General features: G+C 46.9%; 20 protein-coding genes. 15 read left to right on the forward strand and 5 right to left on the reverse strand.

The window, feature by feature from the left end; translation table 11 throughout:
* Nucleotides 1-8 precede the first annotated feature (8 nt).
* The 4 genes from napG to napC are packed head-to-tail and all read left to right on the forward strand — an operon-like array spanning nucleotide 9 to nucleotide 2741.
* Nucleotides 9-806, forward strand: a complete 798-nt coding sequence (napG, locus tag B5D35_RS10910; RefSeq protein ID WP_078752612.1) for a ferredoxin-type protein NapG — start codon at nucleotides 9-11, stop codon at nucleotides 804-806.
* A complete protein-coding gene (napH, locus tag B5D35_RS10915) occupies nucleotides 806-1666 on the forward strand; it encodes a quinol dehydrogenase ferredoxin subunit NapH (RefSeq protein ID WP_078752613.1) in 861 nt (286 codons plus the stop codon). Before napG ends, napH begins: the two co-directional genes overlap by 1 nt.
* Entirely contained in the window at nucleotides 1656-2135 is a 480-nt protein-coding gene (locus B5D35_RS10920) for a nitrate reductase cytochrome c-type subunit (RefSeq protein WP_078752614.1), read from the forward strand. The genes napH and B5D35_RS10920 overlap by 11 nt, the downstream gene beginning before the upstream one ends.
* 9 nt (nucleotides 2136-2144) lie before the next feature.
* The gene (gene napC, locus B5D35_RS10925) at nucleotides 2145-2741 is read left to right on the forward strand and encodes a cytochrome c-type protein NapC (protein ID WP_078752615.1); all 597 of its coding nucleotides are present in this window, start codon (nucleotides 2145-2147) and stop codon (nucleotides 2739-2741) included.
* Between the two features lie 74 nt (nucleotides 2742-2815).
* Here the strand turns inward: napC and B5D35_RS10930 are convergent, their stop codons facing one another.
* On the reverse strand, nucleotides 2816-3136 hold the full coding sequence (locus tag B5D35_RS10930; RefSeq protein WP_078752639.1) for an HI1450 family dsDNA-mimic protein: 321 nt from the start codon (nucleotides 3134-3136) through the stop codon (nucleotides 2816-2818).
* Between the two features lie 191 nt (nucleotides 3137-3327).
* Here B5D35_RS10930 and B5D35_RS10935 point away from each other — a divergent pair, with 191 nt between their 5' ends.
* The 4 genes from B5D35_RS10935 to B5D35_RS10950 all read left to right on the forward strand — a co-directional run bounded on the left by B5D35_RS10935 (nucleotide 3328) and on the right by B5D35_RS10950 (nucleotide 7589).
* Complete coding sequence (locus B5D35_RS10935) at nucleotides 3328-4116, forward strand: hypothetical protein (RefSeq protein ID WP_078752616.1); 789 nt, start codon at nucleotides 3328-3330, stop codon at nucleotides 4114-4116.
* Nucleotides 4117-4403: 287 nt separating this feature from the next.
* Entirely contained in the window at nucleotides 4404-5774 is a 1371-nt protein-coding gene (locus tag B5D35_RS10940) for a YjiH family protein (RefSeq protein WP_425291235.1), read from the forward strand.
* A gap of 483 nt (nucleotides 5775-6257) precedes the next feature.
* Nucleotides 6258-6863, forward strand: coding sequence for a type VI secretion system-associated protein TagO (locus tag B5D35_RS10945; RefSeq protein WP_078752617.1), 606 nt, complete (start codon nucleotides 6258-6260; stop codon nucleotides 6861-6863).
* 132 nt (nucleotides 6864-6995) lie between these two features.
* Nucleotides 6996-7589 (forward strand): PGAP1-like alpha/beta domain-containing protein, encoded by a 594-nt coding sequence (locus B5D35_RS10950; protein ID WP_078752618.1) that lies wholly within the window; start codon nucleotides 6996-6998, stop codon nucleotides 7587-7589.
* 63 nt (nucleotides 7590-7652) lie between these two features.
* On the opposite strand, the gene B5D35_RS10955 is transcribed toward B5D35_RS10950, so the two are convergent.
* Entirely contained in the window at nucleotides 7653-8936 is a 1284-nt protein-coding gene (locus B5D35_RS10955; RefSeq protein WP_078752619.1) for a DASH family cryptochrome, read from the reverse strand.
* Between the two features lie 459 nt (nucleotides 8937-9395).
* On the opposite strand from B5D35_RS10955, the gene B5D35_RS10960 reads away from it, so the two are divergent.
* On the forward strand, nucleotides 9396-9731 hold the full coding sequence (locus B5D35_RS10960) for a hypothetical protein (protein WP_078752641.1): 336 nt from the start codon (nucleotides 9396-9398) through the stop codon (nucleotides 9729-9731).
* A 51-nt stretch (nucleotides 9732-9782) separates the two neighbouring features.
* Here the strand turns inward: B5D35_RS10960 and B5D35_RS10965 are convergent, their stop codons facing one another.
* On the reverse strand, nucleotides 9783-10415 hold the full coding sequence (locus tag B5D35_RS10965; RefSeq protein ID WP_078752620.1) for an OmpA family protein: 633 nt from the start codon (nucleotides 10413-10415) through the stop codon (nucleotides 9783-9785).
* Nucleotides 10412-11728 (reverse strand): TolC family outer membrane protein, encoded by a 1317-nt coding sequence (locus B5D35_RS10970; protein ID WP_244556564.1) that lies wholly within the window; start codon nucleotides 11726-11728, stop codon nucleotides 10412-10414. Before B5D35_RS10970 ends, B5D35_RS10965 begins: the two co-directional genes overlap by 4 nt.
* A 568-nt stretch (nucleotides 11729-12296) precedes the next feature.
* On the opposite strand from B5D35_RS10970, the gene B5D35_RS24835 reads away from it, so the two are divergent.
* The 6 genes from B5D35_RS24835 (at nucleotide 12297) to B5D35_RS10980 (ending at nucleotide 23646) form a co-directional block, all read left to right on the forward strand.
* Nucleotides 12297-12473, forward strand: a complete 177-nt coding sequence (locus B5D35_RS24835) for a hypothetical protein (protein ID WP_244556565.1) — start codon at nucleotides 12297-12299, stop codon at nucleotides 12471-12473.
* 57 nt (nucleotides 12474-12530) lie between these two features.
* Nucleotides 12531-17804, forward strand: a complete 5274-nt coding sequence (locus B5D35_RS24840; protein ID WP_244556567.1) for a T1SS-143 repeat domain-containing protein — start codon at nucleotides 12531-12533, stop codon at nucleotides 17802-17804.
* 17 nt (nucleotides 17805-17821) lie between these two features.
* Nucleotides 17822-20644, forward strand: coding sequence for a hypothetical protein (locus B5D35_RS24845; protein WP_139367748.1), 2823 nt, complete (start codon nucleotides 17822-17824; stop codon nucleotides 20642-20644).
* A gap of 135 nt (nucleotides 20645-20779) precedes the next feature.
* Entirely contained in the window at nucleotides 20780-21841 is a 1062-nt protein-coding gene (locus B5D35_RS24850; RefSeq protein ID WP_244556566.1) for a calcium-binding protein, read from the forward strand.
* Nucleotides 21842-21855: 14 nt separating this feature from the next.
* Nucleotides 21856-22542 (forward strand): calcium-binding protein, encoded by a 687-nt coding sequence (locus B5D35_RS24855; RefSeq protein WP_139367749.1) that lies wholly within the window; start codon nucleotides 21856-21858, stop codon nucleotides 22540-22542.
* Nucleotides 22543-22665: 123 nt separating this feature from the next.
* The gene (locus B5D35_RS10980; protein ID WP_078752622.1) at nucleotides 22666-23646 is read left to right on the forward strand and encodes a chemotaxis protein CheV; all 981 of its coding nucleotides are present in this window, start codon (nucleotides 22666-22668) and stop codon (nucleotides 23644-23646) included.
* Between the two features lie 109 nt (nucleotides 23647-23755).
* Here the strand turns inward: B5D35_RS10980 and B5D35_RS10985 are convergent, their stop codons facing one another.
* A complete protein-coding gene (locus B5D35_RS10985) occupies nucleotides 23756-25861 on the reverse strand; it encodes a TRAP transporter permease (protein ID WP_170915169.1) in 2106 nt (701 codons plus the stop codon).
* Nucleotides 25862-25909 lie beyond the last annotated feature (48 nt).

The following is a 25909-nucleotide window of genomic DNA, read 5'->3' on the forward strand; positions in this document are numbered from 1 at the left end:
GCCACACGATGACTAAACGCACAAACGTCACCCAATGTACAGAGACAGCGGCAACGAAGGTTGGTCAGTCTGGCACAAGCCGTCGCCGTTTTCTCCGGGATGCTGCGCGCACTGCTGCAGGGGCGGGAATTGCCGTTACGGTATTGGGTTTGCAATCAAAGCAGAGCCAAGCACAAAGCAGCATACCCATTCGTCCCCCCGGTGCATTGGAGGAAAGTGATTTTCTCAATGCCTGTGTACGGTGTGGTCTGTGTGTTCGTGATTGCCCTTACGACACGTTGAAATTGGCAACACTACTGTCGCCGGTAGCGGCGGGAACGCCGTATTTTGATGCTCGGAGTATCCCCTGTGAAATGTGTGAGGATATTCCTTGCGTCATAGCGTGTCCAAGTGGCGCGTTGGATCGCAGCCTTACCGATATCACAGAAGCACGAATGGGAACGGCTGTGCTTATCGACCACGAAAATTGCCTCAATTGGCAGGGTCTGCGCTGCGATGTGTGTTATCGCGTTTGTCCGCTGATTGATGAAGCGATAACACTTGAGCCGATGCATAACCAACGTACGGGTAAACACGCAAAGTTAATACCCATGGTCAATGCAGCTCGTTGCACCGGATGTGGCTTGTGTGAACACGCCTGCGTGTTGGATGAGACTGCCATCAAGGTGGTGCCAATCAGCTTAGCGCGCGGAAAACTCGGAGAACACTATCGCTTGGGTTGGGAAGAGAAAGCGGCGAATAAAGGCGAAAGTCTAGTTCCCCGCCAACTGACTTTGCCAACGCGTGCACCGGTAGAGGGCAACTAATGGCAAAGAACCTCGCAAAAGATGCGGGCAAAGAAGCGGTGAAACGCTTGGGCTGGTGGCGCTCACATCGTTTTTTGTTTCTTCGCCGAGTGACGCAGATGTCTGTTCTGTTAGCGTTTTTTGCGGGACCGATGTGGGGGGTGTGGGTGTTGAAAGGAAACTTGTCAGCAAGCGTATTGTTGGACATTGTGCCTTTCACTGACCCCCTCATTGCCGCCCAGGCGCTGGCAACAGGGCACCTGCTTGAGCCAGAGGGCTTAATGGGTCTCGCCATCGTCATTGTCATATACGCATTGGTTGCCCCCCGCGCTTTTTGTGGGTGGGTATGTCCCATGAACATGGTGACGGATGCGGCTGCATGGCTAAGACGCAAGTTCAATGTGAAAGCAAGCTTTCAGATGTCAGCGTCAGTTCGTTATTGGTTGCTTGCATTATTAGTTATCGGCAGCGGTGTGTCAGGCACCTTGCTGTGGACATGGCTGGATCCCGTATCTGCGTTACACCGTGGTCTGATATTTGGCGTGGGTGGGGGGATATGGTTGGTGGCGTCGGTATTCGTACTTGATCTGCTTTTAGTCGAGCATGGTTGGTGCGGTCACCTTTGCCCATTGGGTGCCAGCTACGGCGTGATTGGTAGTCAGAGTGTTATGCGTGTTGCGGCTGTAAAGCGCAGTGCCTGTACGAAATGCATGGATTGTTTCAACGTCTGTCCTGAACCTCAGGTACTTAGACAGCGGCTAAAGGGCGGTGACGTACGAGTTATGGACAGAAACTGTATGAGTTGCGGCCGCTGTATCGACGTGTGTGCCGAACAAGTTTTGGAATTCAGGAAAAGATTTGGAGCCGAAAATGAAGAGTAAAAAAGCGGTTTCTTTGCTGTTGTCTGCACTATTGGGTGCAGCCGTGTATGCAAATGTTGTGAGCGCGAATACTGAGAGAGTGACAGAAGAAGCGATTGTTGTTGAATCGTTGAGAGGTACAACGGGTATCGAGGAGGCCAATGTTCTGCCGGAAATTAAGAGCGTTCCTAAAAATCAGGAACGTTTTGCACTGAACTATGTTAATCAACCGCCAATGATTCCTCACTCTATTGATGGGTATCAGGTGAATCAGGCGAATAACTCTTGTTTAGAGTGCCATGATGTGGACGTTTACCGTAAAACAGGTGCACCTCGAATCAGTCCAACCCATTTTATGGATAGGGACAACCGCGTTTTGACGGAAGTATCCGCGCGCCGTTATTTCTGCCTGCAATGTCATGTGCCTCAAGCGCAGACAGAAGCGTTGGTGGAAAATGACTTTGTGCCTGCAGGCAAGTTTGGCCAGTAAGGGGGCAGAATGAGAATACCTAATTTCATTAAGCGTTCGTGGAAATGGTTTCGAACGCCGAGCCATTTTGCTATAGGAACGGTGCTCATCGTTGGTTTCACAGGTGGGATCATTTTCTGGGGTGGTTTCCACACTGGCATGGAAATGACCAACCAAGAAGGCTTCTGTATTGGTTGTCACGAAATGCGAGACAACGTTTATGAAGAGTACGTCGGGACGATTCACTATACGAACAGCAGTGGTGTACGCGCAACGTGTCCAGACTGCCATGTGCCCAAAGAGTGGGGCCCGAAAATGGTTCGTAAGATTCAAGCCAGCAAAGAGCTCTATGCAAAAGCGTTTGGTGTTGTAGATACGCCACAAAAGTTTGAAGATCACCGATTAGAAATGGCGACGCGCGAATGGAATCGTATGAAAGCAAACGATTCACAAGAGTGCCGTAACTGCCATAACTTCGAGTACATGGACTTTAGTACCCAGAAGACAGTCGCTGCGTCTGTACATTCCAAAGCGGAAGCAGCAGGACAGACGTGTATAGATTGTCACAAGGGTATTGCGCACAAATTGCCGAAGAACTTCGACGCAGGAAAAGAGTTTGGTTTTTAACGCTCTACGTGCAGTGAAATAGAAATGTGCAGCGAAATAGAAATAAGGCCAGCGGTTATGCTGGCCTTGTTTTTTTATTCTGCACGCTTCCAAAGCATGTGGCAGAACTTCTGTTCTGGATCACGACTGATTAGCATACGAAGTAAAACGTCGTTCAATGAGTCATCGGTCGCTAGGCCTATTCTAACTTCGATGAATACATCACGATCAACATCAAAACCTACATGGCCTTCCCAGTCTTCAAGCGCTTCCAGCGCGATACCTGCACCGTCTTCATCAAAGCGTGCTTGATAGGCGAGTAGGTCGTCATAATCCAGATTGTCTTCCGCCATTTCGTAGAAAATATCGAAGGCAATTTCCAGCGTTTCGTCAATTGAAAGTAGGGAGGTTTCCATGATTGTCACCGAGTGGTTCATTTCCCTGTATTAGAGCATGTAAAAAGGCTTTTCCCAATGCTCATTATCGGCTTACGACCTGCTTTTATTGTGTGATGCGTGAATTTTTAGGCTTCTGATCTGGTTGACTGAATAAACAGCCATTAAAATAGAGCCTTAGCCGATCGTAATTTTAAACGCAGGAACCTAATTTGTACCAAGCGCAACCTCGTCGAGGTCTTTTGCCAGAACTCGATAGCCAAGCACCTCTTCAAGCTGACTTTATCGCACCTGTTGCGAATGGTCTGCGTCAAATCGATGCCGTATTGGAAGACGTGATTCATAGCATTTATCTTTCTGGCGATGTGGCGCAAAGAACGGCGGAAAACTCTGCGGACTTGGAGTTTACGCTGGTCACCAACAGAGTACTCAACGTCCAGGAATACTCCTCGCTAAATACCATCCGTTGGCGTGTAGAACAATCCGGTGAAGCGGTAAAAAGCGTCTCTTTCAATGTGGTTCCACTGAAAGAGATCACTAACTTTGCCAATATTTTTCGTTGGGGCTTTTTCCTGAAGCATTGTGCTATTTGCTTAAAAGGCGACAACTTAGCTGACAGCTTTGGGCATTTTGAAGTGAGTTGGGAGGTCTCCAAAGCCATGAACGACGATCTGCAGCCAAGGTTAAAAGAGTTAAGGCAAAAGATCGCACTTGCTACAAAGTGGGGCACCCAACTCGATGCAGCAGAAGAAGTGGCTAAACGGCTCATTCGTGCAAGTTTTGGTTTGGTTGCCCATAAAACCCATGCCTGGGAAGAAAATGTGGAGCGATGTTCCGCGGCCTTCTTAGAGCATTACCCCGATAAATCTCTAGAAATTGAGCGACTTTTTTATCTCATTCAACGTAAACCTGTTAAAAAGCGAGCGGTTGTCGCGCTGATGGATGCCTTTGGTGCATGGGTAAGCGAAGAATACGCGAAAACAGATCGAAAAATTGGGTAATTATTCACTTTCTTGTCCTAGAAGTTTTCGGACATATTTATCAAGCTAACTCATTGATATTTGGATGTGACAAACAAACAGAAATAACACGCCGTTAACATTTTCGTGGTGGTTTTTGAGTAAATAATCGACAGAAATAGATGTTTTGGACTGCTTTTAGTAATTTATTCAATATAAGTGACTAATTATTGTTTACATGGCTTTTTTGATGCTTTAATCTTGCGCTCAATTAGTCACTTTTAGTGAATATCTATTTCTTGCCCTCGCATCGCTCAGGAAGTATCGCCATGCAGAAGACATCTAATATTGTTAAAGATTCATCGTCGACACGGAATGTGTTGATGTTCGCTATTCCATCACTACTTGGCATTTTGTTGTTCATGACGCCTGTAGTAACAAGTGGTGGTTTCACTATTCCTATTGCTGTTCTGGCAAAAACGTTCCGCAATGTGATGGGTGATAGCTCTACGCTTATTGTTACCTCAATTGTCTTAATCAGTGCTGTGGGTTCATTGTTGGCACTGGTGATAAAACCGCGCTTTATTACCGACTCTAAATTCCTGACTGGCCTCTTTTTACCTTCTCCTGTTTGGCTGGTTGTGCGACTGCTTGGTGCGGTGTTTGTTTCTATGGCGTTCTTCGGCTTTGGCCCTGAACACGTTGTGGGCGGAGCAACTGGTGGGTTCGTATTAGGTGACTTGCTGCCAACGCTGTTGTCTGTATTCGTATTCGCGGGTCTTTTCCTGCCATTACTGACCAACTTTGGTTTGTTAGAAATGATTGGTGCCTTCATGACACGCGTGATGCGTCCGTTGTTTGGTTTACCTGGTCGTTCTGCGGTTGACTGTGCGAGTTCGTGGCTAGGTGATGGCAGTGTGGCCATTCTAATGTCGAGCAAGCAGTATGAGCAGGGTTACTACACAGAACGTGAAGCTGCGGTAGTCGGTACGACGTTCTCGGTTGTTTCTATCAGCTTCAGCTTGGTGGTCATTGCGCAAGTAGGCCTAGAGCATATGTTTGTTCCGTTCTATCTGACGGTTTGTTTGGCAGGTTTTGTTGCGGCTATCGTTGTCCCTCGTTTGCCTCCACTTTGCTGGAAGAAGAATACTCTGGTTAATGGCGAAGAAAAAACGTTTGAACATGAAGCGTTGCCAGAAGGCGAGACGCTGTTCTCTTATGGCATCAAATCAGGGATTGAGCGTGCTTCTCACATCCGTTCGCTGTCTGATGTGCTGAAAGAAGGTCTGGAAAACGCTGCAGACATGGTATTTGGTGTACTGCCTGTTGTAATGGCAATTGGTACGTCGGCTCTTATCATCGCTGAATACACCCCAATCTTCACTATTCTGGGCATGCCATTTGTTCCATTGTTGGAACTGTTGCAAATCCCTGAGGCAGTGGCAGCATCAGAAACCATGCTCATTGGTATTGCTGATATGTTTATTCCGGCCGTACTGGCGGCGAACATTGATAACGAAATGACTCGTTTTGTCATCGCAACGTTGTCAGTGACGCAATTGATTTACATGTCAGAAGTAGGTGCGTTGCTGCTTGGCAGTAAAATCCCTGTAAAAGTATGGGAACTGGTGATGATTTTCATTTTGCGTACATTGGTAACTCTGCCTGTTATCGCTGGCGTCGCACACTTGATTTTCTAAACGACACGCCATTCTAAAAGCGGCCATCGGCCGCTTTTTTTATTCCTTCATATCGCTTAATCAGATTCATCAAGCATTTTCAGCCTATTTCGCACTCAGGGACTCTGCCTATGTCCGCGCGTCGCTATCCTTTATTGATATCACGCAATTTCTCTTTTCGATGTATCCGCATTGTTTCCCTTTCAGCATCTCTCTCAAAAATATGCGTGTCATTGCACATTATGTGCCTATCAAGATGCGCCTTGTATTTGTAAAATTTTAGTAAAAGAAATCCGTCTCCAAGAACAGCTTTTCCATATAGGGTTGTTACATTTGGGGCGGAATATAAATCGAACTTCGTCAGATCGACACTAAAAAATAGCGTTTGAAAGGCAAGGATCCCGATGTTCTCCTTAGCAGTAAGTGAGAGCAGATTTAGGTTGTAGGGAATAGAGGTTGCGGGTTACTCGCTAAAAAATCGTCGATGTTTCGAGATGTAGATTAATGAAAAGAAAGTTCTTTATGGTTGGCATTTTGCTGGTTTCTTCCCCTGTTAGCCCTCATGGGTTGGACAAAGAGGTCGCACAATGTGCCTCCGTTATAGGAAAATCCGCGCGAATAACGTGTTACGATAATTTGGCGAGTAAATTTGATCTCGCTAAACAAAAGACATCTCATGACGAGCTTATCGAGGCGGGTAATTGGGAGGTGACAGAGATCGTGAATCCCATTGATGACACCGAAACTGTCACTATTCGTCTAAGAGAGATGCCCAGCGATAATCGATGGCGCGAACCTATTGATCTTGTTGCTCGTTGTCGTAATGGCAGAACGGAGTTGTTCATATCTTGGAACAACTTTCTGGGCGGCGAGGGAAATGTGTTAACCCGCGTAGGAAATGAAAAAGCCGTCGGCGCACATTGGCGTCTTTCGAACGACAAGCGTACGACATTTCACTCCCGGCCAATGGCTTTTCTGAAGACGATCTCTACCTCAGATAAGCTTGTCGCACAAATCACGCCATATAACGAAACGCCCATTACAGCGATTTTTAATACTTCAGGTTTGGAAAGTGCGTTAGGCCCGATTCGGGATACTTGTCATTGGTAATTGTAATAAGCGTGGCGTATTAACTTCAATAAATTGATTCTGTGAAAAGAGGTGGTATTTCATTCTGTGTTGTCTGGTATAAACTGCGAGCGATGTTGTAAACATACTTCTTATGCAGGAAGGACAATAACAATGAAAATAATCTTGCTCCACGGCTTGTACATGCATGGCATTGCGATGCAGCCACTTTGTGGCCGCCTAGAAGATGTTGGGCACCACGTGCTGAATTTGTCTTACAACACCGTAAGCCCTGACCTTCAAAAGCTTTTTTCTGAAATGGATGATTTCATCGAAGGTGAAGAAACGGCGATTGTTGCACATTCTATGGGTGGGGTGATCGCACGAACCTATTTGGAGGCGGACAGTGAAATGAGTCACTTTGTCTCCAAAGTGGTGACCTTAGGTACACCACATAAAGGTTCACAAGTTGCCGCCTTTTTTAAGAAAGTGGGTATTGGTGATTTTATGTTTCAGGAATCCAGTAAGTACCTGATTCCTGAGAATGAGCCGATTTGGCCTAAAGGTTCCGAGCTTTACAGTATTGCAGGCGAGCTTGCTATCGGTCCAGCCACAGTGCTAAACCGTGGAGAGCCTTCTGATGGAACCGTTTTGTTAGAAGAAACAAAGATAGATGGGATGTACAGCCATGAAGTTTTTCCTTTAACCCATACGGCCTTGATCTTTGCCAAACGCGTTACAGAGCGTATTGAAGAGATCCTCGCATAAAATGAGAATGAATAACGGCAAAAGGTGGACGAACTGTCCGCCTTTTGCCGTTTAGTGGCATTGTTAAAATTTCAGCAAACTTTCTGACGGAGAAGACTCCGCCCATTTTGCGACAAAACTGCCATCAGGGTCATAGTCACGTGCTTGCTTTTCTATGCTGAAATGCGGCTTGGGTTTAGGGTCTGCGCCAACTCCTGCAAGATGCTGCCAATTTCCATAGTTTGTCGCGACATCAAAGTCGATCAGCTGTTGTTCAAAATAGGCGGCACCAAAACGCCAATCGACCCCTAGCTCATTGACTAAACAGCTGGCGACAATTTTTCTCCCTTGGTTTGACATGTAGCCAGTTTGGTTGAGTTGGCGCATACAGGCGTTAACTAGCGGGAATTCCGTGTTTCCTTGTTCCCACGCTTTGTAGTTTTCACTGTAGAAACTGGTGAGAGGTCGTTTTTTCTTTATCCCATCAAAAGCAAACATTCTCGTGCTGTGAAAGTGCATCATCCACTGAAAATACTCTCGCCATAGCAGTTCGGAATACATTGCTTCCGTGGAAGGCGATTTTCCGTTGCGGTACTCGTAGTTGTCCAGTTCAGCTGCGACAGTTCTTACCGACAACGCGCCGTTTGCCAACCAAGCAGAAAGACGAGATGAAAACTGCCAACCATCGAATCCATTTTTGGCATTGTTATAGTTTTTTAGTCCCTGAGTCTTCCAGAAAAACTGATTAAGTTGGACTAGCCCTGAATCTTCACCACCATGGTAAGGCGTCAGATCATAGATAAATTCTTGGCCTCCCCATAAATCTCTACGTTCATAAATTGCGGGTGGTAAGGAATCAGGCTTTGCGATAGGGATGCAAGGCAAAAGGTTTTGTGCACTGATTTTGTTTTTAAACTGAGAGAACGTTTGTGGAAAATTCTCTTTGGTAAAACTGATTTGGTTTCGAATGAACAGATTAAAACTCTCGCTTACCATGACCTCACAAGGCAATGTTTTGGTGAGAAAGTCCATCTGTTTTCTCTCGTTCACACCAGGGTGATCCGTGGCGGCCAAGAGGTTGATACTGTGTTTTTTACATAGTTCAGGAATGATTTCCAACGGATTCCCGACTTTGACAACGAGTCGTTGTTTCGATTTTTTGAGTTCTTTTTCAAGCGCACGAAGTGATTGGTAGAGAAATTCTTCCCTAAACCTCCCTAAATGACGTGATTGAAAGTGGGATGGTTTGAACCATGAGGGATCGATAACAAAAAGCATCAGAGCGTGATTGCATCGTTTGGAAAGTGCGACGAGTGCCGGATTGTCTGCCAGTCTTAAGTCGTGTCTAAACCAATATAGCCCATTCATTCAGTCTCTCCTTAAAAACGATGAGTGATTATGAGCGCGGGATGTAGCTTCGAACTGGGACAATATCTCCCTTAGTTGATTACGCAATAAAGCGTAAATTGGGTGAGAAAGCGGGTGTGAGTGTTTTGCAAAGAGACAAGTGACTCACAAGTTAAGCGTAGCACTACAGTACGGTAAGCAAGATTGCCAAAATATGAAATGTGTACGAGATCAAACTGATTGTGGATTTCTGGGCACTTAGATCAACATGTAGTACTTTTCACGGATTCGACTTTTGATACTTTTCATTGACTCTTGGTCATACATATTTGGGTAATATTGTGTCAATTTCTGAGTAATGTGTTGGTGTCTTGTCAGCCTTTTTTACGGTTTTAGAGGGATAGTGGTAGGGATAGACTGAAGCTTGCGTCAACTTTCTCTATATTGGCGAATCATGTCATTAATAAAAGTGAGGTTGGCGTGGTTGAATATCCTTTGTCGCTATCTGTTCGCAAAGCACTATTGGGCTTGTCAGGCATTCGTGAAGAGTTTGACAATGGCATTTTCTATTTTTCTCAATACGGACGACTATTCGGTATTGTCGATGAAGAAGGGATTGCACTTGTTGTTGGTGAGGAGTGTCTGGAAGAGGCATTACGTCGCCCGGGAGCGAAATTGGAGCACCCTGGTGGCAAACGCTGCAAAGGCGTGATTAAAGTGTCAGCGGCAGAATGCACTGAGACAGATCTGGATTTTTGGCTGCTGCTTGCGCTGCCAACAAATCAAGGAACCATCGACCCGATTACACTGCACTAATACGAAGAAGTCAGCTTACCTGTTAGGAGAAACTGACTTCTTCACGGCTTTTTATTTAGCCGCGGTGGAATAAATGGTCCACTTCATCACGACATTCTCATCTGAGGCAGCTACGCTCGCCGTGACTCTTCGACTGAGTATTTCTGTCTGATGCTCTGAATTTGCTGCCACTGGTTCGTTTTCACCAAACCCTACTATCATAATGCGGTCTGGGGTTACGCCCTTGCGAACGAGGGCTTGTTTAACGGCATTTGCGCGTCTTTCTGAAAGTGCCTGGTTGGCGTCGATACTGCCAATTGGGCTAGCATAGCCTTTTAGCTCGACGTGTGTTTGGGGGAAGCTTTTCATAAAGCGCGCAAGTTGATCGACTTCGCGTAAAAACGACGCGGGAATACGCGCCGAGTTATTCGCAAACAATATATGAAGGTTATCGCGTGCATTTAACGCGAGAACTTCAGCACAGCCATCGTTATTAATATCCGCGCCTGGTGGTGTACCCGAGCATGCATCACGTTGATTGATGACACCGTCGCCGTCAGTGTCTTTCAAATCTGCCATTTGTTGAGCGACAGGCGGGGGATCGACAGCTAAAGAACAGCCAGCGACAAAAAGAACAGATGCCGCGATGGGCAAGACTACAGCTTTTTTGAACTTGACTCGTGAGAGCCAAACTGCGTTCGTCATTCTTTATCTCCTTCATCATTTGAGCTATACACAGAGGTTTGCCATTCTTCCGGCGTCTCTACCCTGAGCTCAGATAGCAGCAAGCCAGTGGCGTTTAACACTCTGTAACGCGCCAGAATTCCTGAAAAATACGCATCGAGGTAGGAACGACGTGCGTCGAACAACTCGTTTTCCGTGTTTAGCAGGTCCAGCAAGGTTCTTCGGCCAATAAGATATTGTTTTTCGTAAGCAATTAGGGTGTCTGAAGCCGCATCAACATGTTGTTGTAGGAAGGAAGTTTGCTTCTCTGCCAGCTCTTTTGCAGACCAAGCAAGGCGAGTGCTTTCATTCAGCAATCGGTGGGCATTATTGCGTATGTTTTTCGCTTTATTGATTTGATAGGCCGCGCTACGTGATTCGGCTGCATCAGTGCCGCCATTGAAAAGGTTATACCGCATTCGCAACATCGCCTGAAATTCGTCAGTGTTTCCAGGCGTGCCATCTAACTCCTCCCCCCATTCCTGCGAAGCCTCAATGGTAAAGGTGGGGTACATATCACCTTTAGCCTGATTGTATTGGTATTTGGCTGCATCTACATCATGGTGGGCAACGTGGATAACGGGGTTGTTTTTCCTCGCGATGTTTAATGCCTCAGCAAGGGAACGAGGAATAAATAGCGCATCAACTTCTGGCGTCACCAAGGCGTTGGGTGACGTGCCAACAATTTGTTCAAACTCAGTGATTTTATCTTCTAGGTTGCTTTGTGCGGAAAGCACATTGGTGTGCGCCTGGGCAAGACGTCCTTGCGCTTGGGTGAGGTCTGAAGATGAACTTACACCACTTTCGGCGAGCTTGTTAACGTCGGCGGTGATTTCTTCGTGAGTCGTAAGATTTGAGCGTGTGAGCGTTAAAATTTGTTGTGCTCTGAGCACGTCTAAATAGACTTCAACAACACTCAATGCCGTATCTTGGATGTCTGCAAGTAGTTGATAACACTGGGCTTCTGCTTCTGCTTTGGTGCGTTGTATGTCGTTGTAGGTAATGGCGCCATCCCAAATCAATTGTCTGAGACTCAATCGCACGTCCTGAGGGTGATAGTCCCCTTTATTGCTGTCATTGTTGTAATCGGAGTAGCCAATACCAGCTTCCAGATCGAGAGAAGGTAAGTAACCTCCCGTTGATGCGTCTATGTTTTCGTGTCGGCTTTTAAACTCGTTATAGGCTTCCTTAATCAGTGGATTTAGTGTCAATGTTGTCGCAACTGCTTGCTCTAACGACTGTGCATTGATAGATAATGAAAATACCGTGGTTGTTAGAGACAAAGCGACGAGCATTAAGAATTTGCATAAATATTTCGTCTGTTGGCTTAAGCGTAATAAGTGAGATTGCACATTAGCTAACCGGTGTCTCTTATGGGATGTTGACTTGCTCATGAATGCTCCCTGAATGCGTTATTATTGTCTGTTGCTGCATAAAACTTGATAAAACACGACAAATTTACCCAGTGAAGGCAAAAACCACCCGACAAGGGGCTTTTTACGACGAACGGGAGGTATGTACGTCATAACCGGACAAAAATTGTGTGATGAAGCAAAAGAAACCTCTCGTCGCCTTTGCCCGTTAAAAGTAGGGCAAGTTGATGCGTATGTGACCCCCTAAACCAAGGTTTATCGCCTTTCTATTGGAAATGAGACAGATTGAGACGCATAAGTGACAGCCAAAATAGAAGCAAAGACAGTTTCTAGGTGCATTTGTGGCGCGTCGTCGCTTGTCCTGCCATTTGAGACATTTGTTTGCCCACAGCCAGATACTGGACCAATGATGACTGACACAGGAGGAGTGTTGAAATTCTGATTAGAATTTCACGACCTCCTGTTTTTGCTTAATTAAGGGGTATAAGCGATGACGGAGCACAACGATGCAGATGGACAAAATCAGGGCGAAAGTGATCATACAGACGCGCATCTGACCATTAAAAATGGTCAAGTATTTGTTATTCGAGATGGCGTAGCGAACCCAGTACCTTTCTCTTCTGATGTAAAAGCAAACGATTTGGTTGTCGCTAACCCTTCAGCATAGTTTGTTGTCATAAAAAATGGCATTCCTACCTTAGTTGATGAACCTTGTGCGACGTGTATTCGCGTTGATGGAGAGGGCGTTGAGGTAATCGGTCTCGCGACCAATATTGGATTCCGTGAATCTGACGTGGCGCTTACTTTGCTAGAAGACGATATCACGGCGCTACAACGCGCAATACTGGAAGGGATTGACCCCTCGGAAATACAAGAGACTCCTGCGGCAGGTGGAGCAGTGAGTTCGTCTATCGGTGGATTTGCAGTTATTCAGTACGACTACACTGCGGTATTGGCGGAGGCGGGCTTTGAAACATCGTACGTACGCCAGTCGCGATCGTTTTTCAACGAAGATGATGCTCCGTTACTTGCTGCTTTGGGCGGCGGGGATTTGTCTATTACGGTGCGAGAGGGCGATTTAAGCGACCCGTTGCAGGGTGAGAGTTACCCCGTTTCTGGCAGTAAAACACTGATTGTATCTGCGGGGTCTTTGGGACTCGATGCGTCGTCTTTTGTGTTTGAACCACTGTCAGTTGCTACGGCTATCGCAGAACTCTCAAAAGAGACGTTCACATCGGGTCAGTCTGTTGAATATTCGCTGAGTGAAAATGCGAGAGAAATCGTCGGGAAAACAGCAGAGGGTGAGACCGTTGTCACGATAGTACTCACGCCATCACTGCTTGGCAGAGATATCGAACTGACAACAACAGTGACGATTTTTAAACCCATTGACCATCTTCCTTCGAACGCCTCAGGGTTGGTTAGGGTCGTCAATGATGCCTTGGAAATTGATCTCTCTGTTCAGGGCTCAGACACTGCGGGTAACGCGCTGCGCGAGCCTGTGGATGTTATGATAACCATTACTGACGGCGCGCTTCCTACGATAAAGCCGAGCAGTATCACTCACAATGAAAACGAATTAAATTTTGTTTCCAAACCTATCCCACTCAATGTAGAAGCGAACGCTGATGAAATATCGACGGTGAAGTTCGTCGCCACCGATCAACTCAGTGCGGCGTTAGATAACCTGACAAGTAACGGATCAGCCACAACGTTTGAAATTTCAGATGAAGCGATCACGGTTGTACTCGCCTCTGAGCCTTCTGTTGTGGTGTTTAGCATTCAGTTGGAACAGAAAAATGGAGAATACAACTACGTCTTTTCTGAAAATGCCAGTGTAGATCAATCGGTAAATGGCGAGTCTGTGCTGATACCGGTTACGGTTGCAGTCACAGACTACGACAATGATACTGTGGAAGGCCGTTTTTCTATCACGATTGATGATGGTAATAACGGAACGGGAGAAAGCGCTTCTCTTTCCGGAGAGTTTGATGTTACGGAAGGTAAAATTGGCGATGGGGGAGCTGTTCCCGTACAAACTGCCACAGGTTCGGTGTCTATCGACGCCGGTTCAGACAGACTGTTGCCTGATTCGTTATCCATTTCAAACCTAAATACTTCAGCGGGTATTCCCGGACTCATACAAGAACTCAATGAGCTGACATCGGAAGGTCGAGCGCTGGTATTTGAGCTGTCTCCAAGTAGCACAGGGAACACAATTCTCATCGAAGGGAAGCTACCGGATGGCTCGATCGCGGTTTCTTTTACGCTTGTGGCGTCTCAAGTACCTGGCGATGGCGCTGCGGGAGTTTCCGTTGCTTCTACGTTTGTGCTTTACCAGCCATTGGACCACCAAGACGATGCGAAATTTGTTGGGAATCGCTGGGTGACTCTAAGTGATCCGTCAAGTGGCAACTTGGCGTTTGATATAAAGCTCCAACTGCAACTTAAAGACACTGATGGCGATATTTTAGATAAGCCAGTTGCTCTCAATTATCAGGTGGTTGACGGCTCAAGGCCTGAAATTAAAACCGCAGATATTGAGGTGACCGATCCCGATGAAAATGCGGGACCTTCTACTGAAACAGCGTCGCTTGGTCTTTCTTTGGGCAGTGATGAGATTGCATCGTTAGAGTGGCAAGTAGGGAGTAGCTTTAATACGTTTGTGGCGTCGTTAAGCAGCGACGGTAACGCGCTTTCTCTAATTCCAGCTAACGCACAAATTAATGGTTCTAGCGCCCCCATTAATATCGGCTATCAAGACGCTAACGGCACAACAGTGACAGTTCTGACGCTGACATTACTCCCTGATACGGGTGATTACAGTGTGACGTTGAGAGAGTCTATTGACCAACCGGACAGTGAAAGTGTTGTCTTCAATTTGGGTGTTAAAGTGACCGATTTTGATGATGACAGCGCATCCGACAATTTCACGGTCACCGTTTTTGATGGCAATAATTTATCACTTTCTCCCGTCAACGCCACCATTATTGATCCCAACATAGGCAGTGTCAGTGAGCAAGAGAATCTGAGTCTCGGGTTAACGCTGGGCGCTGATGCTCTGAAAACATTAGTGTTTTATGCACCTACAGGACTAGAGGCCGCATTAAATGCAATGACGAGCAGTGGCTACGAAACGAAAGTGATACCTCAGCCATTTTCGTCACTTTCGGACACAATCAGTATTGTCATCGATGATGCCAACTCTCCCAATAATGGAGAAACGGCGCTTTCAATTGTTCTAAACAAGGACGCCAACGGAATACCTGATGGAACTTACAGTGTCTCTCAGTCATTGGCTATCGATGAGCCTGATGAGCTCATCAATCTTCCCATTGGCGTACGTGCTATAGACACGGATAACGATGCAGTTTCCGCTGAATTTACTGTCACTATCAAAGACAGCAGTGAATTACCTACTACCGGAGTTACTGGTGACATTACGTTAAGTGAGCCTGATTTAACACCAGGTTCAGGGCAGCAAGGCTACCCCGATTCAGCGGATACCGACGTGACTATCACTGCACTCAATGATCGCTTAATTCCAGAAAGTGCAGGGTTGGAAGAAACCCAGTTGGCGAGCATTCTCGCCAACCTCAATGGTTCTTTAACCAGTGATGGTGTGAGCGTTGTGTTTACTTACGATACGAGTACACACACCTTGGTGGGGATGGCAAACAATGAAAAGGTCATTGCCGTCAGTTTCGAAGGCACACAAGCTGCCAATGGATTTAGCGTTGATATCACGCCTACGTTGACGCTCTACAAACCGCTGGATCATTTGGACAGTGGTGTATCGAATAACACGCTAACAGTGAATGAAGACAATATTTCGATAGCTTTGCCTATACAGGTGAAGGATTCTGACGGTGATATTGTCAGTGGGGCGGCATCTGTTGATGTGGTGATAAAAGACGGTGAAGGCCCGTCCATTACGTCTACCCCAGCCTTAGCGGTGGAAGAAAGTGATATCAACCAAAACGGCAGTGGAGGAAACACCAACCGTCCTGGTACGACGCCCGGAGGAGTAGGTACCGATCAGGATACCGACAGCGGAAAGCTCGTAATTGATTCGGGTAGCGACAATATTAAAGACATTTCACTTGATGTTAGTGCTTTTGCGTCAAACAACGCGTCTAACAGTCAAAATGCATCAGGAAACAATGTACCGCTAAGTTCGAAAGGTGAACCTGTCACTTTGCACCTTACTAGTGATGTGAGTGGAGTGAAAACCTATACGGGTAAAGCGGAAACACGAGAAGTGTTCACCATTACCTTAGATTCACAGGGGAACTATACCTTTACGTTGCTCGGTGCGTTAGATCACCCTCAGGGTGATCAAAAAAATACCTTAACCATCAATTTGCCCGTCGTCGTTATGGATTCAGATAATGACACCGCGACTAGCATTTTGAACGTTAATGTAGCCGATGATGTGCCATTTTCGTTGGAAACCGATGGTGTGGGTGTAGGTGGCGGTGCTTTGGTCACGGAAGAAGGGGATCATTCTCCGAGGTTAACAATACTGCCTGCAAGGAACCGCGGGGCGGACGACGCCCATATCAAGTCTGTCACAATCAATGGTGAGCAGCATGAGTTGAATGTCGGGTTGAATAATGTTTTCATTGTCAGAGAAGGGCCGGGAGGGCAAGTCCTTGGCACATTGCTGATCCAAAGTTCAGGGAATGTTCAATTTACCGCTGCGGAGGATGTTGACCACAGTGGAAGCACAAATAACCGTATAGAAGAAACGTTCAGCTACGAAATCATCGACGGTGATGGAGATATTGTTGTTGGCTCCACACAAATCGTTGTTGTGGATGGAGAGCCTCAACTTATTGTTGAAAATGCTGCGGGTGTTGAAGATCAGGGGCGGGAAGGCGACCCCAATGATGATGTGGTGAATAATCCTGCGGACGGTATCCCCATTAATATCTCTATTGATGTGGGTGACAATGATCAGGGAGAGGTTGTTGATCGAGTGTTGATCACCCTGCCGGCTAATGCGCAAGGAACATTTTATGCCAACGGCGCTGAACTCGCGGTAACTGACGGAAAAATAGTGCTACCTGCAAATTTGTTCTCTCCTGATGCTCAAAACGAAATATGGACACTGCAAGGTGTTACCTTCGTACCCAATCAAGATTATTCCGCTGCCAGCGGAGTCCCCACATTCTCGGTCACGGGGTTCGTGAAAAATGCGGATGGTACAGAAAGAACGTTGGCCACACAGAGCTTTACTATAACGGTTGAGGGCATTGCGGACGTTCCTCAGTGGGATTCTGAAAACACCACGCTTTATTACAACATCGATGAAGACAGTGACGGTGCAAATCTCGCCATCGAAGCGGATTTACAAGATAGCGACGGCTCCGAAACACTGACCTATTTTCTTACTCTGGACAGCGGTGACGCCACGTTGCTTCTAAACGGCAATACACTGACACCAAGTAATGGGAAATACGAAATTTCTGCCGCTGACATCAATAATGTCATGGTGAAGCCGGATGCTAATTATTCGGGAGATATTACGCTTACCGCCATCGCACAAAGTAAAGAAACCTCCAACTTCGTGGCGGGGCAACAAACCGCAGATTCCGCGCCTAGAACCATCACGATTGCAGTGAGCCCTGAAGCAAATTCGACGACATTGAAAGTATCCCGAGTGAGCGGCGATGAAGATACCCTGATCCCGCTAGGGGGCAGTATAAAGCTCACCGACACGGTTGATACCGATGCATCTGAAACCTTGTATGTTTGGATTACAGGGTTACCTGAAGGGGCGAACCTGTTTCTTGGCAGCGATAAGGTTGTGCCTGACAGCAATGGTTTGTATGAGGTCTTGTATGCGGATATCGCGAACCTGAAACTTGAGCCACCACCGGAAAGCAATGTGGACTTTGCTATTTCAATCAGGGGAGTAGTGAAAGATACCGCTATCATCACTAACGCTTCAGGCGTGGACGAAACGGTCACTCAAGTAATCCTAAAACCTTAAATGTAGCGTTGAAAGGGGTGGCTGATGAGCCGGATATCGAGCCTGATCTTGGTGATATTTGGCAACCTGTTATTGAAGGCGGGAAAGAAACGGGTATTGAAACCACGATTGAAGAAGACAGCTCAGTTTCCCTTTCATTTCATATCAAGTCCGGCGAAGACGGTGACAAGTTACCGGATGATAACTCCGAAACGTTGACGACGTTGCTGACCAAAATCCCAGAAGGGGTCACCCTGCTCGATACCAATAATCAAAAAGTGAATTTGATTTATGCAGGCATGGATGATGAAAACCCACCGCAGCCGCAATATCAGGCAAGTATTGATGGCTTGTCTGACATTAAACTTATTCCACCGGAAGGGAGCACGAAAGACATCACACTCACAGTGAGCATTGTGGTGACGGAAAATGACGGTGACTCATTAACGGTAAATCGAGATGTGATCATTCATATCGATCCTAAGATTGACGCGACCAATTACGCATTGTCCTCTCTTGGTTATGAAGACCAACCCATTGATATCAACTGGCGGCCCGATGAAAACAGTGGGTTTACAGATAACCGAGAAGAAATTGTTGGCATCGTTTTCTCGATGTCTTCTATCGCGATTGCTGCGGGTTACGAACTGACCATTGAAGGTGAATCTGCTCCATTGACATTTTCCGGCGGAGAAGTGGTGCTTTCGGCTGCCCAAGTGACAGCCTTGGTCAATGGATCGAGCCTCACGATGAAAGCGCCGCCAAACAGCGATGTGGATGAAGATATTGGCCTCAGTGTGAAGCTGACCGTTGAACAGAAAGATGAAGATGACCCATCGATTATCGACAGAGTTGATGTAACCGGCGATCTGAATGTGCGGATTATTGCGACGGTGGAAGATGGAGATATTGAGGTAGTCAACGCTGCTGATACAGCCTTAACGACGATCAGCGATGGCGGAACGGGTTCAATCTCGCTGTCGGATTCTGATCACCGATTGGTATTCAAAACTGCAGAGGGTATTAATACTGATGGAAGCAGTGAAGAGCTAATCACTGAAGTCGTTGTTTCGTTTGTTCAAAATGCACAGGGCGACCCGTTTACTGGTGAAAACCAAGCCTATTTTGACCAGTTTTATATTAAAGGCGGGATAAACAATGGCGATGGCAGTTGGACAGTCCCCGAGTCGTCATTGGCCGATCTGACGATTTCAACGTCTTCGCCGATCACCACACCCGTATTCGTGAAAATTGTGGGAACTGTACAAGATCAGGGCGATGCGGGTGAAGGAGATAAAAGTGCCGAAGAAGAGCAAGATCCTATTGTAATTACCCTGGACTTTAGTGGTCACAATACCAATACACAAGAGGCCGGAGCCATCACCGTCAACGCTGGTGACATAACTGGTGTTGAAGACAAAACACTCAACCTAGGTCAACAACTGGATGGTCTCATTTCAGTGGATCCAACGAATGCACCTGATGATGAATTGACGCTGGTGATCAGCGCTGCATCTCTTTCGTCTGCGGGCGTTAGCGTCTCCGGCATGGAATTTAATAGTGTCACGGCAGAGTACGTTGCAAAGGTGAGTGTCGCCGCGAATGGCAGTGTCGATCTGTCAGGCGTTTCTCTCTCTTTACCCAAGCACTTCGCAGGGGATTTCACGTTACCGATAAAGCTGGTTACCACCGACCAAGAAAGCGGTGATACCAAAGAGATTACCACGACAGTTGATGTGCTCATTGAACCTCAAGTCGATGGCATTAAGACAAGTGTTACTGTGATACAAACAAGTGGCCTTGATAGCGACAAACAGCCGGACAGTGGCAGTACCACGGTCTTTCCCGGTGAGGCGTTGGAAGATGGCATTATCAAGCTGAGTATCACGGACTCTTTGTTAGACCCTGATACTGACCCAACTCGTGGTGTGGAAAGCATTACCTCAGTAGCGCTTTCAGTTGAAGGAGCTGTCGGTAAGTTTGTAGACGCATCAGGACAAGTCGTGGAGGATCAAAACGGTGTGTATACCGTCACGCTTGCTCAACTGTCAGACATCTATTTCAAGCCCACTGAAAATTACAGTGGGCCAGTGAATGTGAATGTAAAAACCTTTATCACAGATACGGCAAAAAATGACGATACGGGGAAACCAGACTCGACAGTTTCTGGCAGTGTCGATTCCCAAGTTTCGTTTACGATTATCCCTGTTAATGACCCCATCACGTTTTCAGGGAACACAACGCCAATCAATGGTAATGAAGACGCCGAGATCGCGTTGACGGGTATTTCCGCGAGTGTTCAGGATACCGATGGCTCGGAAGAGATCGTGTCTTTACAGATCACAGGTGTGCCTGATGATTTCCAACTGATTTCGACAGGGAGCCAATTGGTTCAAAATAGTGGTAATGGGATTTGGACGATTAGTGTGCCCAGTGGGAGCCAATCCGTCAGTTTGGATGACATCTCTTTTATTCCACCGGAAAATTTCAGCGGATCTCTAGACGTTGATTTAGTGGTGTATGCGAAAGAGCAAGCATTGGATGTACCTAATCAATATGAAAGTAGCATTACCGTTGTGGTCAACCCAATTGGTGATGGTGTAGATACCGACATTACAACGGCAGTGTCTGGTACGGAAGATGAGCAAATTATCTTACCACTTGATATCAGCGTTATAGACAATTCGCCGACATACGATGGCACAGGCCTTGCTGTTATTGAAAATGGCCCGGAAAAAGTGCGTGTTGTGTTGACGAATGTCCCTGATAGCTCAACGCTCAGCTTACCGCCAAATGCACCTGCCGGAAGCACGATCGAGAAGCAGCCTGATGGCTCCTGGATCGCCAACATCAACGGATAAACGTTATCCGAGTTAATTTTCACGCCCGGCGATGCAAATGAAAATAACTGGGATGGGAAGCTGGAGGTATCAGTTCGTGCCGTTGATAACGGTGTAGAAGCCGTTAGTGCACTTTGGGACGATCAAACCATCACTGTGACGGTTTCCGCTGTCAATGATGCGCCCGAATTGACGTTACCGAGCACACCTCTTGCTGCAGAAGAGGAGACGGCATTACTTATTGAGTCAATCCGAGTGAAAGACGTGGATGCCGGTGAGTCACCAACGGGTGTTATTGAAGTGAGGCTCAGTGTAAAAGATGGCGCAGTCGCATTGCCATTGGGCTCTCCAACGACAGGGATAACGGTCACCGGTGCGGGTTCTGAAACCATGACGCTAGAAGGTACCCTTGACGCGATTAATGGCTTGCTCACGGCTGGGGTGACTTATACCGGTGATACGAACTTCTCTGGTTCAGACCTACTAACCGTTACCGTTAACGATAATGGCAATACGGGGTCTGGCGGTGCGAAAACCGACACGGAATCCGTGGCTATTAATGTGGCGCCAAAACCAGATATTCCCACTCTTACGTTGAGTACGGCACAGACTGCAGCGGTAGGAGGGAGCATTTCAGCGGTGATTCCATTGTTGGGATTGGCTGCTGCACTGACGGATCCTTCTGAAACCTTATCGGTTGAAATAAGAAGTATCCCATCCTCCTTAACGTTTGTGGATGCAGATGGCGTAGCCATTGGGACAGGTCCTGTGGCAGGTACACTGACACTGACTGCTGCAGAACTGGCACAGCTTCATGTTATGGGAACATCACCGAGCACAACGACAGTCAGTGTTGTTGCTGTCTCGACGACAACATTGAATGAAGATGCAGAATCACCGTCTATATCCTTGTCTATCAATGTACAAGACCCCGCCCAACAAGCCATTCAGGCGCAAGATACAAGCGTAGAAAATATCGTGGTGTCTGGAGATGAAGGCGCGACTCTGGAAGGTGGTGCAGGAGATGATTCACTCATTGGCGGTTTGGGTGCCGATATTTTGATAGGTGGTAGCGGGAATGACGAATTGTATGGTGGGAAAGAGGGCGCGGATGCTGTAAAGGATTCGTTTGTATGGGTCACCGCAGATCTTGGTACGGTGGGCTCTCCCGCTGTTGATACCGTTCAAGACTTCGAATTGTCGATGTTTTGGACGTGAGTCAGGCAGTCAATGTGTCAAATCTCGCCTCGTTTGATGACTTAACCTCACAACTTTCTCTGAGTGAGCAAGAGGGGAACGCCCAGCTCAATATTTTAAGCGGTGGCGATATTGTCCAAAAAATCATTTTGACAGGCATCAGTATGGATGCACTTGTAAATGGTGATGCGTCAAGCCTTTCTCAGTCCGAGCAGCTTGCAGCAGTAGTAAATCGCGGTGTCCTCCATCTTGGCGACAATATCGGAACCGCAGCAAATGATTCTTTGATTGCGGAGTCTGGTGGGCAAAGTCTCTTTGGTATGGATGGCGATGATACGCTTCGGGGTGGAACAGGAAATGACATACTCACTGGCGGAGAAGGTGACGACATATTCCAGTGGTTAGAGTCATCGCTTTCCACACCAAACAACAGTGACACTGTCACTGATTTTCAGTTGGGACAGGACAAAATCGACATCCTTGACCTGCTTCCTGATCTGGGGGCTGCACCTTCCGTCAACGACTTGTTACCGTACTTTGATGACGCAGAGGTCGACAGTAACGGCACGATCACCTTGCAAATTCTCTCCGGCACCCATGAGCAGACGATTGTGATGCAGAATATGGATATTTCCACGTCAGGATTGGATCTGGCTGCTGGGGCGCAAACGAGCGATATCATTAATGCCTTATATGACCAACAGGCGTTTAAATTTGATTAAGTACGCATCAAAACACTGAATTCATGAAAACAATTTTCGAACAATCTGTCATTAGTCTCAATAAAGAGACTATGCTGAAAGAGAAAAATTTCAATTTGCCTCTTAACCGTATCGAGATTTGGCATGAGTACAGAACAAAAAAGTTCAATCTTGACAGAAAGTGGTACCAACGAGCTTGAAATTATCGAATTTCGTCTGGAAAAGCGTCTTCCTGACGGTGGTACCAAAGTGTGTTTTTACGGAATCAACGTTGCAAAAGTACGCGAAGTGATTCGTGTACCAGATACAACCGATTACCCCAATGCTCAGCCCAATGTTCTTGGGGTGTTTTCTTTGCGTGGTAAGCTTATCCCGCTGGTGGACTTGGCTGGTTGGTTAGGCGTTGACACCAACTCCGTCATTGAAAACAAAGTGGTTATCGTGACAGATTTTAACCGCATGTCTAACGGCTTTCTTGTCGACAGCGTGTCACGGATCCACCGTATCTCCTGGGAGGAAGTTGAGTCGCCCAGTCAATTTTTAGAAGCGTCAGATCAAGACTGTGTTGTTGCCGTAGTGCGACAAGAGAAAAACCTGATCATGATCCTCGACTTCGAGAAGATAATTGCTGACATCAATCCAGAATTAAGTATGGAAAAATATGATGTTACCAAGGACAAGCGTGTCGTTATTGATGATGCAATGGTCGCGAAGCGCGAAGCGAAAACCATTCTTGTTGTTGATGACTCTGCCTTCATAAGGCGCTTGATCGAAAATACGTTACGTTCAGCGGGGTATAATGTCATTACCGCCAAAGACGGGCAGGAAGGGCTTGATAATATGATTGAGTTCGTCCGCCTCTGTTCAGAGGAAAACTTGCCTATCTCGGAGTTTGTGGATGGTGTGGTGAGTGACGTTGAAATGCCAAAAATGGACGGTATGCACCTGGTTAAAAGGGTTAGAGAAATCAATGAGTATCAAACGATTCCTATTGTGATGTTCTCGTCGTTAATGAGTGATGACAATCGACAGAAAGCGTTAGATCTTGGTGCAAATGACACAATTACCAAGCCCGAAATCGGCAGAATGGTCGGATTGATGGACAGCTTTGTGTTGAAGGAATAGTATTTTAGACTCTTAGTGAAACGGCACCTTATCGGTGCCGTTTTAATTTTTACTCTCTACAGTTGCGTTGCTTTCGACCATCTTCTTTTCATTTGTTCATCCTGCCGCATTACGCCATTTCAGTGGTGAAATTTCGCTTACTTATAACCAACAGACCGAAGAAGATGGCAGCCGCAGCGAGGCGAATGAATAAATCGATCCCCGGCCACATCATTGCAGCAGCTAGGGCAAAACAAAGCGCACGTAGAGGGAGCGTGATAGGGCCTTCGAGATACCCTTCCATGCCTGCAATTAATGCCCAAACACCGATAATCGCAAACAGTGTGACGACGATAACTTGTTCAAAATCCCCTGCAACCAAAGGTGTATACGCCATCAATAGGGGAACAAGATAAAGCCCTTTTGCAATTTTCCATGCTTTAAATCCTGTTGCCATAGGGGGCGTTTTCGCAATCGTTGCTGCAGCAAAAGCAGTGAGACAAACGGGCGGGGTAACATTACTGTCCTGAGATAACCAAAAGATGATCAAATGCGCAGCAAGGAGAGACAAGCCAACGGTCACCGGACCCAAGCTTTGTTCGAGCAGCGTTGCTTTAAAATCATCAGGCACTTTGCCTAGAAGCTCTAGTGCCGACTCAAACGCCATGGGAGAGCCCAGCGCAGCAAGTTGGTCAGGAGCAATTAACATGAAGATGGTTTTGGCCTCCTCCGGCAATTGGCCTGTCACCAGAAGTTCAATTAATTGTTGTTCGGCGATTAAGCCGTAAATAGCGGGGGCGGAAAGCGTGCCAAGTACAATGTAAGAGGCGGTGACAGGTAGACCCATCCCCAAAATTAGCGAGGCAAGGGCGACCAATACCAGCATGATGAATAGGCTGCCACTGGCCCAATCATTGATCATCAATGAAAATGTGTTACCGATGCCCGTAGTGCTAATCACATTCACCACCAACCCGATACCTGTCAGTAAAACAGCTGTGGTAGCCATATTTCTTGCACCTTGTGCCAAGGCATCAAAAATGTCTGCGACGCCCATACGATTTGGTGAAAGCCAAGATGCCGCGACGACTGAAATAATGGAAATTCCCGCTGCATAGGTAGGCGTGAAATCCATGACTAACAGTGTCACGAGAACCACGAGTGGGATTAAATAGTGCCAACCTGAGACCAAAACTTTAAACATGGGCAGGCTTTCTGTTTCTACGTGATGAACGCCGGAACGTTTGGCTTCAATACGCACAAAAAACGCCACAGACAGGAAGTAAATCAGCGCGGGAGCAAAGGAAACTGCGATGATCTCAACGTAGGGGATTTGGGTGTAAGAGGCCATAATAAAAGCACCAGCCCCCATCACTGGCGGCATTAACTGACCACCGGTTGACGCAGCGGCTTCCACCCCGGCCGCAAATTTGGGTGGGAATCCCGCTTTCTTCATTAAAGGGATGGTGATCACCCCAGTCGATACCGTGTTAGCGACGCTCGAACCAGAGACTGATCCCATCAACCCCGACCCGAGCACGGCAACAAAACCCGGCCCACCGATGATTTTACCCGCAGCAGCACGAGACACATTGATAATGTAATCACCAGCCCCAGACTTAACGAGAAAAGCCCCAAACAATATAAACATGAAGACATAGCTCCATGAGATTCGTGAAATAGGGCCGAACATGCCTTCTGAGCTATAAAAAGCTCGGTAAAGCATAGTTTCTGCTGAAAGACCCGGGAACGAAAAAATTCCGTCAATCCAGCTTCCCCACCAAATGACATAAGTTAATGAAACGATAATCAAACAAGGGATGAACCAGCCCATGGTGCGCCGAATCAGCTCCAAAGCAATCACGATGGCGAGAATGGAAAAAATCCAATCGGTCGTCACGAAGGTCACGCCTCTGTCATAGAGAGCGTCTTCACCCCATATGATGTAGACAAGGCAAGCGACAGCGGCGATGGCGATACCGATATCGATAGCTAAAGCAAATCGACTTTTGCGCCATTTTGCGGCTGCCGGATAAGTGAGGGCGCACATCGCAGAAAAGCCGGCGAAGTGCGCGGCAGATACCCATAACTCGGGAAGCGTAGCGAGCGTGTTGAACCAAATGTGAACGAGCGATAAAAGGATACCAATAACAGTGACGCATCGGGTGAGCAGTGGAAAGTCAGTGCGTTGAGTCAGTTCAAATTGGGATAGACCTTCTTCGAGACTGTCATCAATGGTTGCTTTGGTGGGTGAGTTTTCGTTCATTGTGCCCTCTACTGTGCG

This window comes from Enterovibrio nigricans DSM 22720, assembly GCF_900167155.1.
GTDB classification, from domain to species: Bacteria; Pseudomonadota; Gammaproteobacteria; order Enterobacterales; family Vibrionaceae; genus Enterovibrio; species Enterovibrio nigricans.